This window comes from Citrobacter sp. RHB21-C05, from assembly GCF_013889015.1.
Lineage (GTDB): Bacteria > Pseudomonadota > Gammaproteobacteria > Enterobacterales > Enterobacteriaceae > Citrobacter_A > Citrobacter_A sedlakii.
The window spans coordinates 4,584,530-4,599,994 of record NZ_CP057611.1 but is presented as its reverse complement, the minus strand read 5'-3'; the positions used below and the strand labels follow the sequence as shown (position 1 = coordinate 4,599,994).

Sequence of the window (15,465 nt, the reverse complement as noted above, 5' to 3'; positions counted from 1 at the left end):
TAAAACTACCATCGAGGAGCAGACAATGAATAACAGCATAAAATTCTGTTTCTCAGGATTTACGGCGGGGAACTAACTATGAATGGAGCACAGTGGGTGGTACATGCGTTGCGTGCGCAGGGTGTCGAGACCGTTTTCGGCTATCCCGGTGGCGCAATTATGCCGGTCTACGATGCGTTGTATGACGGTGGCGTGGAGCACCTGTTGTGCCGCCATGAGCAGGGTGCTGCGATGGCTGCTATTGGCTACGCCCGCGCTACAGGTAAAACCGGAGTCTGTATCGCCACTTCCGGTCCGGGGGCGACTAACCTGATCACCGGCCTGGCGGATGCGCTGCTGGATTCCGTTCCGGTAGTGGCTATCACGGGGCAGGTTTCTGCGCCGTTCATCGGTACTGATGCATTTCAGGAAGTGGATGTATTAGGTCTTTCGCTGGCCTGCACCAAACACAGTTTCCTGGTGCAGTCGCTGGAAGAATTGCCACGCATCATGGCAGAGGCGTTTGACATTGCCCGTTCCGGCCGTCCCGGTCCTGTACTGGTCGATATCCCGAAAGATATCCAGTTAGCCAGCGGTGCGCTGGAACCATATTTCACCACCGTTGAAAGCGAAGCGGCTTTCCCGCATGCAGAAGTTGAACAGGCTCGCGCTATGTTGGCGCAGGCGCAAAAACCTATGTTGTATGTCGGCGGCGGCGTAGGAATGGCGCAGGCGGTACCGGCGCTGCGTGAGTTTCTGGCGACAACACAAATGCCCGTTACCTGTACGCTGAAAGGTTTGGGCGCCGTGGAGGCTGACTATCCGTACTATCTGGGGATGCTTGGTATGCATGGCACCAAAGCGGCAAATTTCGCGGTACAGGAGTGCGACTTACTGATTGCGATCGGCGCACGTTTTGATGACCGGGTGACTGGCAAATTAAACACTTTCGCGCCGCACGCCAGTGTGATTCATATGGATATCGACCCGGCTGAGCTGAATAAACTGCGCCAGGCCCACGTTGCGCTGCAGGGTGATTTAAATGCCCTTCTGCCTGCATTACAGCAACCAGTAAATATCGATGCGTGGCGCCAGCGTAACGCGGAACTGCGAGCGGAACACGGCTGGCGCTACGACCATCCGGGCGATGCCATTTACGCGCCGCTGCTGTTGAAGCAGTTGTCCGAACGTAAACCGGCAAACTGCGTGGTGACAACCGATGTCGGCCAGCACCAGATGTGGTCAGCGCAACACATGACTTATACCCGTCCGGAGAATTTCATCACCTCCAGCGGATTAGGCACCATGGGGTTTGGCTTACCGGCTGCGGTGGGCGCACAGGTTGCGCGGCCCAACGATACCGTAATCTGTATCTCCGGTGATGGCTCCTTCATGATGAACGTTCAGGAGTTAGGCACCGTAAAACGCAAGCAGTTACCGTTGAAGATGGTATTACTGGATAACCAACGGTTAGGGATGGTTCGACAATGGCAACAACTGTTTTTTGCAGAACGATATAGCGAAACCACTCTGACTGATAACCCCGATTTCCTTATGTTAGCCAGCGCTTTCGGCATCCCTGGCCAACACATCACCCGTAAAGACCAGGTTGAAGCGGCACTCGACACCCTGCTGAACAGCGAGGGGCCATACCTGCTTCATGTCTCAATCAATGAACTTGAGAATGTCTGGCCTCTGGTGCCGCCTGGCGCCAGCAACTCTGAAATGCTGGAGAAAACATTATGATGCAACATCAGGTCGCCGTTGAAGCGCGCTTTAATCCCGAAACGTTAGAACGCGTATTGCGCGTGGTCCGTCATCGCGGATTTCAGGTATGCGCCATGAATATGGAAGCCGCCAGCGATGCGCAAAACATCAATATCGAATTAACCGTTGCCAGTCCTCGGTCGGTCGACTTACTGTTTAGTCAGTTAACAAAACTGGTAGACGTTGCACATGTTGCCATCTGCCAGAGCACAACCACATCACAACAAATCCGTGCTTGAGCGCGACAGGAAGAAAAAAATGACGACGAAAAAAGCTGATTACATTTGGTTCAATGGGGAGATGGTTCGTTGGGAGGACGCGAAAGTCCACGTGATGTCCCACGCGCTGCATTACGGTACGTCCGTGTTTGAAGGTATCCGTTGCTACGACTCTCACAAAGGACCGGTGGTGTTCCGTCATCGTGAACACATGCAGCGTTTGCATGACTCAGCCAAAATTTATCGTTTCCCGGTTTCGCAAAGCGTGGACGAATTGATGGAAGCCTGTCGCGACGTGATCCGTAAAAACAACCTGACCAGCGCCTACATACGTCCGCTGGTGTTTGTCGGTGATGTTGGCATGGGCGTGAACCCACCTCCGGGATACAACACCGACGTGATCATCGCAGCGTTCCCATGGGGCGCATACCTGGGCGCCGAAGCCCTGGAACAGGGGATCGATGCGATGGTGTCGTCCTGGAATCGCGCAGCGCCAAACACCATTCCGACGGCGGCGAAAGCGGGCGGCAACTATCTTTCCTCTCTGCTGGTGGGCAGCGAAGCCCGCCGCCATGGGTATCAGGAAGGTATCGCTCTGGACGTGAATGGCTATATCTCCGAAGGCGCAGGCGAAAACCTGTTTGAAGTGAAAGATGGCGTGCTGTTCACGCCGCCGTTTACCTCTTCCGCGCTGCCGGGTATCACCCGCGACGCGATCATCAAACTGGCGAAAGACCTCGGTATCGAAGTGCGCGAGCAGGTCCTGTCCCGCGAATCCCTGTATCTGGCTGACGAAGTGTTTATGTCAGGTACCGCGGCGGAAATCACCCCGGTGCGCAGCGTTGACGGAATCCAGGTAGGTGAAGGCCGCTGCGGTCCGGTCACGAAGCGTATTCAGCAAGCCTTCTTCGGTCTCTTCACCGGTGAAACGGAAGATAAATACGGCTGGTTGGATCAGGTTAATCACTAAGAATAAAAAATGGGACGGCACGCACCGTCCCATTTCACAGACAGACACTGGGAGTAAAAAGTATGCCTAAGTACCGTTCCGCCACCACCACTCATGGCCGCAATATGGCGGGAGCCCGCGCGCTGTGGCGCGCCACTGGAATGACCGATGACGATTTTGGTAAGCCGATCATTGCGGTCGTGAACTCGTTTACCCAGTTCGTGCCGGGGCACGTGCACCTGCGCGATCTCGGTAAACTGGTTGCCGAACAGATAGAAGCCGCAGGTGGCGTGGCGAAAGAATTCAACACCATCGCCGTGGATGATGGTATCGCCATGGGCCACGGAGGGATGCTTTATTCGCTGCCGTCCCGCGAATTGATCGCCGATTCAGTCGAGTACATGGTGAACGCCCACTGCGCTGATGCGATGGTTTGTATCTCCAACTGCGACAAAATCACCCCGGGAATGCTGATGGCCTCATTGCGCCTGAACATTCCGGTGATCTTTGTTTCCGGCGGTCCGATGGAAGCCGGGAAAACCAAACTGTCCGATCAGATCATCAAACTCGATCTGGTCGACGCGATGATCCAGGGCGCAGACCCGAAAGTCTCTGACGACCAAAGCAATCAGGTTGAACGCTCTGCCTGCCCGACCTGTGGTTCCTGTTCCGGAATGTTCACCGCCAACTCCATGAACTGCCTGACCGAAGCGCTGGGCCTTTCCCAGCCGGGCAACGGTTCGCTGTTGGCGACCCACGCTGACCGTAAACAGCTGTTCCTTAACGCCGGCAAACGCATCGTTGAGCTGACGAAACGCTACTACGAGCAGGACGACGCCAGCGCGCTGCCGCGCAACATCGCCAGCAAGGCAGCATTCGAAAACGCCATGACGCTGGATATCGCCATGGGCGGTTCAACCAATACCGTTCTGCACCTGCTGGCCGCCGCGCAGGAAGCGGAGATTGACTTCACCATGAGCGATATCGACAAGCTGTCCCGCAAAGTGCCGCAATTGTGCAAGGTGGCGCCAAGCACCCAAAAATACCACATGGAAGATGTCCACCGTGCGGGGGGCGTGCTGGGGATCCTCGGCGAACTGGATCGTGCGGGGTTGCTGAACCGTGACGTGAAAAACGTACTGGGGCTGACGCTGCCGCAAACGCTTGAGCAGTACGACGTGATGGTGACGCAGGATGAGGCCGTGAAGCAGATGTTCCGTGCCGGTCCGGCTGGCATTCGCACCACCAAAGCGTTCTCGCAGGACTGTCGTTGGGAGACACTGGACGACGATCGCGCGGGAGGATGTATCCGCTCGCTGGAACATGCCTACAGCAAAGACGGCGGTCTGGCGGTACTGTACGGTAACTTCGCGGAAAACGGCTGCATCGTAAAAACCGCAGGCGTGGATGACAGCATCCTGACTTTCACCGGCCCGGCGAAAGTCTACGAAAGTCAGGACGACGCGGTAGAAGCCATTCTCGGCGGCAAAGTGGTGGAAGGCGACGTTGTGGTGATCCGCTACGAAGGGCCGAAAGGCGGTCCCGGAATGCAGGAAATGCTCTACCCAACCAGCTTCCTGAAATCCATGGGCCTCGGCAAAGCCTGTGCGCTGATCACTGATGGTCGTTTCTCTGGCGGGACCTCTGGTCTCTCCATCGGCCACGTTTCCCCTGAAGCGGCAAGCGGCGGCAATATTGGCCTGATTGAAGATGGCGATCTGATCGCCATTGATATTCCTAACCGTGGCATTCAGTTGCAGGTGAGCGACGCTGAACTGGCGGCGCGCCGTGAAGCGCAGGAAGCGCGCGGTGACAAAGCCTGGACGCCGAAAAACCGTCAGCGTCAGGTGTCGTTTGCCCTGCGCGCCTACGCCAGCCTCGCGACCAGCGCAGACAAAGGCGCGGTGCGCGATAAATCCAAACTTGGGGGCTAATGATGGCCGAGTCACAACCCTTATCCGCCGCCCCCGAGGGGGCGGAATATCTCCGGGCGGTGCTGCGCGCGCCGGTTTATGAAGCGGCGCAGGTCACGCCTCTGCAAAAAATGGAAAAACTCTCCTCGCGCCTCGACAACGTCATCCTGGTGAAGCGCGAAGACCGCCAGCCGGTGCACAGCTTTAAGCTGCGCGGCGCTTACGCGATGATGGCGGGCTTAACCGAGGAACAAAAAGCGCGCGGTGTGATCACCGCGTCGGCGGGCAATCATGCGCAGGGCGTGGCGTTTTCCTCTGCGCGTCTGGGCGTGAAGGCGCTGATTGTCATGCCGGTTGCGACTGCTGATATCAAAGTGGATGCGGTGCGCGGTTTTGGCGGAGAAGTCCTGCTACACGGCGCGAATTTTGATGAGGCGAAAGCCAAAGCGATCGAACTGGCGCAGCAGCAGGGCTTTACCTGGGTGCCGCCGTTCGACCACCCGATGGTGATTGCCGGGCAGGGGACGCTGGCGCTTGAACTGCTCCAGCAGGACGCTCACCTTGATCGCGTATTCGTGCCGGTGGGCGGCGGCGGCCTGGCGGCAGGTGTGGCGGTGCTGATCAAACAGCTGATGCCGCAGATCAAGGTCATTGCCGTTGAAGCGGAAGACTCTGCATGCCTGAAAGCGGCGCTCGATGCCGGGCATCCGGTCGATCTCCCGCGTGTGGGGCTGTTTGCCGAGGGCGTGGCGGTCAAACGCATCGGCGATGAAACCTTCCGTCTGTGCCAGGAGTATCTTGACGATATTATCACGGTTGATAGCGATGCTATCTGCGCGGCGATGAAAGATCTGTTCGAGGACGTGCGTGCGGTGGCGGAACCGTCCGGCGCGCTGGCGCTGGCGGGCATGAAAAAATATATCGCCCAGCACAACATTCGCGGCGAACGTCTGGCGCACGTGCTGTCTGGCGCCAACGTTAACTTCCACGGCCTGCGTTACGTTTCCGAGCGCTGCGAGTTGGGTGAACAGCGTGAAGCCTTGCTGGCGGTGACCATTCCGGAAGAGAAGGGCAGCTTTCTGAAATTTTGCCAGCTCCTCGGCGGTCGTTCGGTAACGGAATTTAACTACCGTTTTGCCGATGCCAAAGATGCCTGCATTTTTGTCGGCGTGCGTTTAAGCCGCGGTCTGGAAGAGCGCAAAGAGATCCTGAATTTGCTGAATGACGGCGGCTACAGCGTGGTCGATCTCTCTGACGACGAGATGGCGAAGCTCCATGTGCGCTATATGGTCGGCGGGCGTCCATCTAAGCCGCTGAAAGAACGACTTTACAGCTTCGAGTTTCCGGAATCTCCCGGCGCCTTGCTGAAGTTTTTGTATACGCTCGGCACCCACTGGAACATCTCTTTGTTCCATTACCGCAGCCATGGCACCGACTACGGGCGCGTACTGGCAGCCTTCGAACTGGGCGATCACGAGCCGGATTTCGAAACTCGCCTGAACGAACTGGGCTATGAGTGTCACGACGAAACTCAAAACCCGGCGTTCCGTTTCTTCCTGGCGGGCTAGTGGTTCGGCAATATCTTCCAGAACGCATCAATCAGCGGCTCATGCAGCCGCTTTTTCGTTGCGCACACCCCCAACTCAAACGGGGTTTTTTCGTCGCTACGTTCTAAAATCATCACGCGATTGCGTACCGGTTCAGGACTGTTTTCCAGCACCACTTCCGGCAGCAGCGCCACGCCGCAGCCGAGCGCGACCATCGACACCATCGCTTCATGCCCGCCGACGGTTGCGTAAATCATGGGGTTACTGATTTTATGGCGGCGAAACCACAGCTCAATGCGGCGGCGCACTGGCCCCTGGTCAGCCATGATGAACGGCACTGTCGACCAGTCGGGTTTTTCCACCGCGACCTGACTGCGTACCGGGCAGGGTAGCGCCGGGGCGATCAGCACCACCGCCAGATTCTCCAGCATCGAGAATGCCACCGCGCCGGGCAGCGTTTCAGGTTTCCCGGCAATGGCGAGATCCGCTTCGCCCGTCACCACCTTTTCCATCGCGTCGGCGGCGTCGCCCGTGGTGAGTTTAATTTCCACCGAGGGGTGCTCCGCGCGAAAGCGATCGAGAACAGGCGGCAAATGGCTGTAAGCGGCGGTCACGGAGCAGAAAATATGCAGATCGCCGGAGAGCGACGGTCCCTGCTGATCGAGCGTGTGCCGCAGTTGCTGATACTGCAATAAGGTCTGTTGGGCAAAGACCCGTAGCTCTTCGCCTGCTTCCGTGAGCGTGACGGTGCGGTTGTCGCGCACGAACAGCGGCTGGCCAAGGTCTTCCTCAAGGCGCTGTATCTGTCGGGAAAGCGTGGACGGGCTGACGTGCATCGCCCGGGCGCTGCGGCCAAAGTGACGGCTTTCCGCCAGATGCAGGAACATTTTCAGATCGCGTAAATCCACCGATTCCACTCCCTCTTTTTACATTGCAAAAATTGCAATTTGACGTTGTGAATATATCAATTTCCGCAATAAATTTCCTGTTGTAATGTGGGTACATTCTCGCTGAAACGCGAACCGAACAATAAGACACACAACATCACGAGGTATCACCCATGGCTAACTACTTTAATACACTGAACCTGCGCCAGCAGCTGGCGCAGCTGGGCAAATGCCGCTTTATGGGCCGCGACGAATTTGCCGATGGCGCGAGCTACCTTCAGGGTAAAAAAGTGGTCATCGTCGGCTGTGGCGCGCAGGGGCTGAACCAGGGCCTGAATATGCGTGACTCCGGTCTGGATATCTCTTACGCCCTGCGCAAAGAAGCAATTGTCGAAAAACGAGCGTCCTGGCGTAAAGCGACCGAAAACGGCTTTAAAGTGGGTACCTACGAAGAGCTGATCCCGCAGGCGGACCTGGTGGTAAACCTGACGCCAGACAAGCAGCACTCTGACGTGGTGCGTTCCGTACAGCCGCTGATGAAAGACGGCGCCGCGCTGGGTTACTCTCACGGCTTTAACATTGTTGAAGTGGGCGAGCAGATCCGTAAAGACATCACCGTGGTGATGGTGGCGCCGAAGTGCCCGGGTACGGAAGTACGCGAAGAGTACAAGCGTGGCTTCGGCGTGCCGACCCTGATCGCGGTTCACCCGGAAAACGATCCGAAAGGCGAAGGTATGGCGATTGCCAAAGCATGGGCGGCAGCGACCGGTGGCCACCGCGCGGGCGTGCTGGAATCGTCCTTCGTTGCGGAAGTGAAATCTGACCTGATGGGCGAGCAAACCATTCTGTGCGGCATGCTGCAGGCGGGTTCTCTGCTGTGCTTCGACAAGCTGGTGGAAGAGGGCACCGACCCGGCATACGCGGAAAAACTGATTCAGTTCGGCTGGGAAACCATCACCGAAGCGCTGAAGCAGGGCGGCATTACGCTGATGATGGACCGCCTGTCTAATCCGGCGAAACTGCGTGCTTACGCGCTGTCCGAACAGCTGAAAGCGATCATGGCGCCGCTGTTCCAGAAACACATGGATGACATCATCTCCGGCGAATTCTCTTCCGGCATGATGGCGGACTGGGCGAACGACGATAAGAAACTGCTGACCTGGCGTGAAGAAACCGGTAAAACCGCGTTCGAAACGGCGCCACAGTATGAAGGCAAAATCAGTGAGCAGGAGTACTTCGATAAAGGCGTACTGATGATCGCGATGGTGAAAGCGGGCGTTGAGCTGGCGTTCGAAACCATGGTGGATTCCGGCATCATCGAAGAGTCTGCGTACTACGAATCCCTGCACGAACTGCCGCTGATCGCGAACACCATCGCCCGTAAGCGTCTGTACGAAATGAACGTGGTTATCTCTGATACCGCCGAGTACGGCAACTACCTGTTCTCTTACGCCTGCGTACCGCTGCTGAAAGAGTTCATGGCCACCCTGCAGCCGGGCGATCTGGGCAAAACGATTGCGGAAGGAGCGGTAGACAACGCGCAACTGCGCGATGTGAACGAGGCGATTCGCGGCCATGCTATCGAGCAGGTAGGTAAGAAACTGCGCGGCTATATGACCGATATGAAGCGTATCGCTGTCGCTGGCTAATTCCGCGTTGCCAGCATCCGGCAAAGATAAAAAACCCGGTGTTTGAAGACACCGGGTTTTTTGTTAGTTACGGTACAGCACCTTAATGATGTGGTAGCCGAACTGGGTGTGCAGCGGACCGGTTGGTTCCAGTACCGGGCAGGAAAAGACCACTTTATCGAATGCCGGAACCATCTGGCCCTGACGGAATTCGCCCAGGTCGCCGCCGCGTTTGCCAGACGGACAGATTGAGTGTTTCTTCGCCAGTTTGCCGAAGTCGGCGCCGTTTTTAATCTGCTCAAGAAGATCCAGCGCCAGTTTTTCTTCTTTAACAAGAATATGCAGTGCTGCTGCTGTTTTTGCCATGATCGTGCCTTGCGTGGGATGAGTGAAGCGGGCGATTTTAGCACGGGGCTGGTGAGAAAGAATATCCAGGCCAGCTACTGCTTGCTGGCCTGGCTGAAGATTAGCGCATCTGCTGCTGTGATAATTTCCAGACGCTGGCAATATTGCGTGCCGAAACGCGCAGGTTGTATTCCGCATCCTGTAGCGCTTCCGGCAGCGTGGCGATTCGCGTCAGCACGGAGAACACCGCGTCCAGCCCGTGCTGATGCACAATCTGGTGATCGGTCGTTAAGCCGCCCGCCAGCGCGATCACCGGTTTCTGATACCGCTTAGCGCAGCGTGCGACGCCAATCGGCGTTTTACCGCTGATGCTCTGGCTATCAAGACGACCTTCACCGGTGATCACCAGGCTGGCATCCGCGACCAGGCTATCGAGATGCAGCGCGTCAATAACAATCTCCACGCCCGGCTTTAACTCCGCGTTCAGTATCCCTAACAGCGCCGCGCCCATGCCGCCAGCGGCGCCTGCGCCAGGCGTCATCATCACGTTTCGTCCGGTTGCGTCCTGAAGCCGTTTACCAAAGTTGGCCAGCGCAGCGTCTAAGGAGGCAACCATTTCCGGCGTTGCCCCTTTTTGCGGGCCGAAGATGGCTGACGCTCCTGTTGCGCCACAGAGTGGATTGTTAACGTCGCAGGCGACGGTGACAGAAACGTTTTTCAGTCGAGCGTCGCAGCCTGAGGCATCGATGATGGCCAGGTCGCTTAGCGCGCCGCCGCCGAAAGGAAGCGATTTCCCGTTTGTATCAAGCAGCGCCACACCAAGTGCCTGTAGCATACCTGCGCCGCCGTCATTGGTGGCGCTACCGCCAATCCCGAGAATAATGCGCTCAACGCCGTGGTCCAGCGCGGCAAGGATCAATTCGCCGGTGCCATAGCTGGTGGTCAGCATAGGGTTACGGCATTCTGGCGGGACATGATGCAGTCCGGATGCGGAGGCCATTTCAACGATTGCCGTTTTCCCATCTCCCAGCATACCCCAGCGCGCCTGTACTGGCGTTCCCAGCGGTCCGGTCACATTCTGGAACAGATAATGGCCTTCGGTTGCTTCAACCATTGATTCGACGGTACCTTCGCCGCCGTCTGCCATCGGCAATTTGACATACTCGGCCTCGGGATAAATTTCACGAAATCCCTGCTCGATAGCGGTGGCCACCTGCATGGCCGATAAACTTTCTTTAAATGAATCTGGTGCAATGACTATTTTCATCGTGTCCTTACCCGGCAAGTCCGAAGACGCCAAACATCAGTGTGGAAATCAGGGCGATAACAAAACCGACAAGGGTTTCATAAGGCAGCAGTTTTAACCGTTCGTGGATCGGCATGCCGACACTGCCGCCCGTGGCGTGGAAGAAGCTGCCATGGGGCAGGTGATCCAGTACGGTTGCGCCAGCGTGAATCATGGCGGCACCGGCAAGGGCTGATACGCCAAGACCCAGCAGCGTCTGGCTGAATACCCCGGCGGCAACGGCGGTTCCCGCCGTAGTGGACGCTGTTGCCATAGACATGATCGCGCCGGAAATAGGGGCCAGCAGATAAGAAGGCAGACCGGAAGAGGTCAGCCCATGAATGAGCACATCTTTCAGTTCCGAGTTGGCGATAATCCCGGCGAGCGTACCGGTACCGAGCAGCATGATGGCTACCGGCGCCATGCGCGTAAGCCCGGACATCATAAAGGCGTTACTTTGCTTAAACCTGCCCATCAGGATCGCACCGGCTAACCCACCGACGGGCAGGGCAATCAGCGGATCGATGGCGATACCCGCAACAGGTCGTAGCGCCAGCAGCACAATGGCGACGAGCGGCGCGCTGATAGCGGCAAGAAATCCCGGCTGCTTGCCGTGGTTGTCGTGTGAAATCACTTCGTCGGGCATCACCATCAGGCCTTTCTGGCTGAGACGTTTTGCCAGTAAATAAGCCACGATCAGGCCGAACAGACCGGGGATTATCCCGGCCATCATCACGGAGGTGAGGGGAACATGAAAGGCGTCCGACGCGGCGATGGCATTGGGGTTAGGCGACATCACATTACCCGCTTTACCGCCGCCAATCATCGCCAGCAGAATGGCGAGTTTCGACAAACCGGCGCGACGGGCAATAGACAGGGCAATCGGTGCAACGGTGATAACCGCCACGTCGATAAATACGCCGACGGCGGTCAGAATCATCGTCGCAATGGCTAAGGCTAAAAGCGCCCGGCTTTCGCCCACTTTTTTCACTACCGTTTCAGCGATGGTGTTTGCCGCGCCGGATTCAATCAACACGCCGGCCAGTACACCTGCCGCGAGAATGCGCAGCACGGCATTGGTAATGCCTTGCGCGCCGGTGACCATTAGCGTCACGGTTTGCACCAGATCGGCGCCGCCGACCAGACCGCCTACCAGCGCGCCGACCATCATGCCGTAAGCCGGCGAGACTTTGCGTAAAATTAAAACGATCGCCACCACGAGTGCGATGATGGCGCCAGTTGCTGTTATTGAAACCATCTTCTGCTTTCTCCATGAAAATAACAGGGGGCAGTATGGAGAAAGCAGCCGCGTTAGACTTGTGTGTATCGGCTAAAAATACGGCGCCAGACGGCGAAAAATTTGGAGGAAAATACAGTTCAGCGCTGTAACTCCATGCCGATATACAACCAGAGTAACTGTTTTAAGTTATTGATTTGTATTCCTGTAATATCTTCCACTCGCTGCAGTCGATAGCGTAACGTATTGACATGAATATGCAGGCTGGTCGCTGTTTGCGAAAGATCACAATTATGCTCAAAATAATGCTGTAGCGTTTTTTGCAGAACGCCTTTGGTGTCCTGGGCAACCAGATCGCGCCAGATTTTGGATAATTCTTCCGCTTGCCAGGTACCGGAAAGCCCGCCCAATAATGACGCCAGCGCATAGTCGTCATGAAAAATGAACTGATGCTTCAACTTCAGTCTTTTCGCCATGGCCTGGGTGGATTTCGCGGTCTGAAAAGAGCGACGCAGGCCGTTTTCTCCGGTGAAATAGCCGCCGACGATCAGTCGGGAAAAACCACAGGACTGTGCGTAATGTTTAAATCTCTGCAGATCGCTTAGTTCCAACGATTTATGCCAGACGCCGTTTTTTAGCGTGATAGGTTTTAAGATTATCAGCTCATTAAAGTCGGAAAACGTGACCAAATGGTCGCGGGCGCGATATTCAAAATATTCCATCAGATTACGCAGCGCGTCGCGATCCGGTTGTTGCAGTTCCATAATCACCACCACCCGCGGAAGCTGGAGATTAATTCCCAACCATGAGACCACCGCGTTCAGCGAGTCCGGCGGCGGATCGCGCAAAATCAGCTGATTAATCAGCTCTTCGCGGTAACGCTTATCCCACTGTTTTTGCTCGAGGAGCGCCATTTGTTCAATGATTAATTCCGAAGCCATCTTCACCAACTGCGCATATGCCTTCACTTCACCAGGCTCGCCGGTAATGCCCAGTACGCCAATCAGCTGGTCGCGAAAATTAATCGGTAAATTGATGCCGGGCTTAACGCCTTTAAGCTTATTGGCGGTCGCGGAATCAATTTCGACGACCCGGTTTTCGGTCAATGCGAGTACGGCGCCCTCATGGCGTTGATGTAAACGTGAGGCTTCCCCGGAAGCAATGATCATCCCATGCTCGTTCATCACATTTACCGAGTACGGAATTATCCCCATTGTGCGTTGAACTATCTGGCGTGCGGTAGAGTCTTGCAGGTAATAATTAGCGTGAATCTTGTTCATTTTATGCTCAGCATGAAAGGCGGGCGCAATATGTGGCCCATATCCGATCTATTAGCGTATCCAGTGGTGAAATGTTTCGGGTGAACAGACAAAGAAAGCGGGCAGTACGGCCTCTTTTTTGTCGGTTTATACAAATAAAAATGCCCCAGAAAGCTTGTATCCTCTGTTTTCCCTTTAAACTCAAATGATTAATTCTGTTTCTGTTCGCCTGTTCCGTCTTTTTTTTCGATGTGATCGACGTAGGATATTGTTCGGAAATTAATCATTTCTTGCACGCCAGCGCCGTGTTCATTTCTTTCAGGCGGCCTCCGTACGTACAGTCACGGAAAGCTCAATCTCTGCCTCGCTTTCTGCTACAATCCCTCCCCCGTTCGAAGATTGAGCAACATTCCCATGCGTTTAAACCCCGGCCAACAACACGCTGTCGAATTCGTCACCGGACCTTGCCTGGTGCTGGCGGGGGCGGGTTCCGGTAAGACACGCGTTATCACCAACAAAATCGCCCATTTGATACGCGGCTGCGGTTACCAGGCGCGACACATCGCTGCGGTGACCTTTACCAACAAGGCGGCGCGCGAAATGAAAGAACGTGTCGGACAGACGTTGGGGCGTAAAGAAGCGCGTGGGCTGATGATCTCCACCTTCCATACGCTGGGGCTGGAGGTGATAAAACGCGAATACGCCGCGCTGGGAATGAAATCCAATTTCTCGCTGTTTGACGACACCGATCAGGTCGCCTTGCTGAAAGAGCTGACGGAAGGGTTGATTGACGATGACAAAGTGGTGCTGCAACAGCTGATCTCGACGATCTCAAACTGGAAGAACGATCTCAAAACGCCAGCCCAGGCGGCAGCAAGTGCGAAAGGCGAACGCGATCGCATTTTTGCGCACTGCTATGGCCTGTACGATGCGCACCTGAAAGCCTGTAACGTTCTCGACTTTGACGATCTGATTTTACTGCCAACACTGCTGCTGCAGCGTAATGAGGAAGTGCGCGAGCGCTGGCAGAACAAGATCCGCTATCTGCTGGTGGACGAGTATCAGGATACCAATACCAGCCAGTACGAGCTGGTCAAGCTGCTGGTGGGGAACCGCGCGCGCTTTACCGTCGTGGGTGATGACGACCAGTCGATCTACTCCTGGCGCGGTGCGCGACCTCAAAACCTGGTGCTGTTGAGCCAGGATTTTCCGGCGCTGCAGGTTATCAAGCTGGAGCAGAACTACCGCTCTTCCGGGCGGATCCTGAAAGCAGCAAATATTCTTATTGCCAATAATCCGCACGTCTTTGAAAAGCGGCTCTTTTCGGAGCTGGGATATGGCGCGGAGCTGAAAGTGCTCAGCGCAAACAACGAAGAACATGAGGCCGAGCGTGTAACCGGCGAACTGATCGCCCATCACTTCGTGAATAAAACGGAATACAAGGATTACGCCATTCTGTATCGCGGTAATCATCAGTCGCGGGTGTTTGAAAAATACCTCATGCAGAACCGTATTCCGTACAAAATTTCCGGCGGCACCTCGTTCTTCTCTCGCCCGGAGATCAAAGATCTGCTGGCCTATCTTCGGGTGCTGACCAATCCGGATGATGACAGCGCTTTCCTGCGCATCGTGAATACGCCAAAACGCGAAATCGGACCGGCTACGCTGCAAAAGTTGGGCGAGTGGGCTATGACCCGCAATAAAAGCCTGTTTACCGCCAGCTTTGATCTGGGCCTGAGCCAGACGCTTACCGGGCGCGGCTACGATTCGTTGACCCGATTTACCCACTGGCTGGGTGAAATCCAGCGTCTGGCCGAGCGCGAACCCATTGCCGCCGTACGCGATCTGATTCACGGCATTGATTATGAATCCTGGCTGTACGAAACCTCGCCCAGCCCGAAAGCGGCCGAAATGCGCATGAAAAACGTCAACCAGCTGTTTAGCTGGATGACTGAAATGCTGGAAGGCAGCGAATTGGATGAGCCGATGACGCTGACCCAGGTGGTGACACGCTTTACGCTGCGCGACATGATGGAGCGCGGTGAAAGCGAAGAAGAACTGGATCAGGTTCAACTGATGACGCTTCACGCCTCGAAAGGTCTGGAGTTTCCGTATGTGTTTATGGTGGGAATGGAAGAGGGATTTCTGCCGCACCAAAGCAGCATCGATGAAGACAACATTGATGAAGAACGCCGTCTGGCCTACGTAGGCATAACCCGCGCGCAAAAAGAACTGATCTTCACCCTCTGTAAAGAGCGCCGTCAGTACGGCGAGCTGGTACGCCCGGAGCCGAGCCGTTTCCTGCTGGAATTACCGCAGGACGATCTGATCTGGGAGCAGGAACGCAAAGTGGTAAGCGCAGAAGAACGCATGCAGAAAGGGCAAAGCCATCTGGCGAACCTGAAAGCAATGATGGCGGCAAAGAAAGCGAAGTTATAGGCCGGATTCGCG

General features: G+C 55.8%; 12 protein-coding genes. 7 read left to right on the top strand and 5 right to left on the bottom strand.

The window, feature by feature from the left end; genetic code table 11:
* Window positions 1-78: 78 nt before the first annotated feature.
* The 5 genes from ilvG (at window position 79) to ilvA (ending at window position 6,394) form a co-directional block, all read left to right on the top strand.
* Window positions 79-1,725, top strand: a complete 1,647-nt coding sequence (ilvG, locus tag HVX72_RS21820) for an acetolactate synthase 2 catalytic subunit (RefSeq protein WP_181822275.1) — start codon at window positions 79-81, stop codon at window positions 1,723-1,725.
* Window positions 1,722-1,985 carry an acetolactate synthase 2 small subunit gene (ilvM, locus tag HVX72_RS21815; RefSeq protein WP_042292846.1) on the top strand — a complete coding sequence of 88 codons (264 nt, stop codon included), beginning with the start codon at window positions 1,722-1,724 and terminating at the stop codon, window positions 1,983-1,985. Before ilvG ends, ilvM begins: the two co-directional genes overlap by 4 nt.
* 19 nt (window positions 1,986-2,004) lie before the next feature.
* Window positions 2,005-2,934 (top strand): branched-chain-amino-acid transaminase, encoded by a 930-nt coding sequence (ilvE, locus tag HVX72_RS21810; protein ID WP_042292843.1) that lies wholly within the window; start codon window positions 2,005-2,007, stop codon window positions 2,932-2,934.
* Window positions 2,935-2,996: 62 nt separating this feature from the next.
* Complete coding sequence (ilvD, locus tag HVX72_RS21805) at window positions 2,997-4,847, top strand: dihydroxy-acid dehydratase (RefSeq protein WP_042292842.1); 1,851 nt, start codon at window positions 2,997-2,999, stop codon at window positions 4,845-4,847.
* Between the two features lie 2 nt (window positions 4,848-4,849).
* On the top strand, window positions 4,850-6,394 hold the full coding sequence (ilvA, locus tag HVX72_RS21800) for a threonine ammonia-lyase, biosynthetic (RefSeq protein ID WP_181823311.1): 1,545 nt from the start codon (window positions 4,850-4,852) through the stop codon (window positions 6,392-6,394).
* On the opposite strand, the gene ilvY is transcribed toward ilvA, so the two are convergent.
* Entirely contained in the window at window positions 6,391-7,281 is an 891-nt protein-coding gene (gene ilvY, locus HVX72_RS21795) for an HTH-type transcriptional activator IlvY (RefSeq protein WP_181822274.1), read from the bottom strand. The genes ilvA and ilvY overlap by 4 nt on opposite strands.
* A gap of 152 nt (window positions 7,282-7,433) precedes the next feature.
* Between ilvY and ilvC the strand changes: the two genes are divergently transcribed.
* Window positions 7,434-8,909 (top strand): ketol-acid reductoisomerase, encoded by a 1,476-nt coding sequence (gene ilvC / locus HVX72_RS21790; protein ID WP_181822273.1) that lies wholly within the window; start codon window positions 7,434-7,436, stop codon window positions 8,907-8,909.
* 63 nt (window positions 8,910-8,972) lie between these two features.
* Here the strand turns inward: ilvC and ppiC are convergent, their stop codons facing one another.
* The 4 genes from ppiC to HVX72_RS21770 all read right to left on the bottom strand — a co-directional run bounded on the left by ppiC (window position 8,973) and on the right by HVX72_RS21770 (window position 13,035).
* Window positions 8,973-9,254 (bottom strand): peptidylprolyl isomerase PpiC, encoded by a 282-nt coding sequence (gene ppiC / locus HVX72_RS21785; RefSeq protein WP_001140251.1) that lies wholly within the window; start codon window positions 9,252-9,254, stop codon window positions 8,973-8,975.
* Between the two features lie 100 nt (window positions 9,255-9,354).
* Window positions 9,355-10,500 carry a glycerate kinase gene (locus HVX72_RS21780; protein WP_181822272.1) on the bottom strand — a complete coding sequence of 382 codons (1,146 nt, stop codon included), beginning with the start codon at window positions 10,498-10,500 and terminating at the stop codon, window positions 9,355-9,357.
* Window positions 10,501-10,507: 7 nt separating this feature from the next.
* Window positions 10,508-11,776 carry an SLC13 family permease gene (locus tag HVX72_RS21775; protein ID WP_181822271.1) on the bottom strand — a complete coding sequence of 423 codons (1,269 nt, stop codon included), beginning with the start codon at window positions 11,774-11,776 and terminating at the stop codon, window positions 10,508-10,510.
* A 119-nt stretch (window positions 11,777-11,895) separates the two neighbouring features.
* Window positions 11,896-13,035 carry a sugar diacid recognition domain-containing protein gene (locus HVX72_RS21770; protein WP_181822270.1) on the bottom strand — a complete coding sequence of 380 codons (1,140 nt, stop codon included), beginning with the start codon at window positions 13,033-13,035 and terminating at the stop codon, window positions 11,896-11,898.
* A gap of 393 nt (window positions 13,036-13,428) precedes the next feature.
* Between HVX72_RS21770 and rep the strand changes: the two genes are divergently transcribed.
* Window positions 13,429-15,453 carry a DNA helicase Rep gene (rep, locus tag HVX72_RS21765; RefSeq protein WP_181822269.1) on the top strand — a complete coding sequence of 675 codons (2,025 nt, stop codon included), beginning with the start codon at window positions 13,429-13,431 and terminating at the stop codon, window positions 15,451-15,453.
* The last annotated feature ends 12 nt before the right edge of the window (window positions 15,454-15,465 follow it).

Bases quoted from the DNA above. Each gene is read 5' to 3' on its own strand.
- HVX72_RS21775 (WP_181822271.1), bottom strand. From the start codon at position 11,776: ATGGTTTCAATAACAGCAACTGGCGCCATCATCGCACTCGTGGTGGCG.
- ilvC (WP_181822273.1), top strand. From the start codon at position 7,434: ATGGCTAACTACTTTAATACACTGAACCTGCGCCAGCAGCTGGCGCAG.
- ilvD (WP_042292842.1), top strand. From the start codon at position 2,997: ATGCCTAAGTACCGTTCCGCCACCACCACTCATGGCCGCAATATGGCG.
- ilvM (WP_042292846.1), top strand. From the start codon at position 1,722: ATGATGCAACATCAGGTCGCCGTTGAAGCGCGCTTTAATCCCGAAACG.
- ppiC (WP_001140251.1), bottom strand. From the start codon at position 9,254: ATGGCAAAAACAGCAGCAGCACTGCATATTCTTGTTAAAGAAGAAAAA.
- ilvG (WP_181822275.1), top strand. From the start codon at position 79: ATGAATGGAGCACAGTGGGTGGTACATGCGTTGCGTGCGCAGGGTGTC.
- HVX72_RS21780 (WP_181822272.1), bottom strand. From the start codon at position 10,500: ATGAAAATAGTCATTGCACCAGATTCATTTAAAGAAAGTTTATCGGCC.
- rep (WP_181822269.1), top strand. From the start codon at position 13,429: ATGCGTTTAAACCCCGGCCAACAACACGCTGTCGAATTCGTCACCGGA.
- ilvE (WP_042292843.1), top strand. From the start codon at position 2,005: ATGACGACGAAAAAAGCTGATTACATTTGGTTCAATGGGGAGATGGTT.
- HVX72_RS21770 (WP_181822270.1), bottom strand. From the start codon at position 13,035: ATGAACAAGATTCACGCTAATTATTACCTGCAAGACTCTACCGCACGC.
- ilvA (WP_181823311.1), top strand. From the start codon at position 4,850: ATGGCCGAGTCACAACCCTTATCCGCCGCCCCCGAGGGGGCGGAATAT.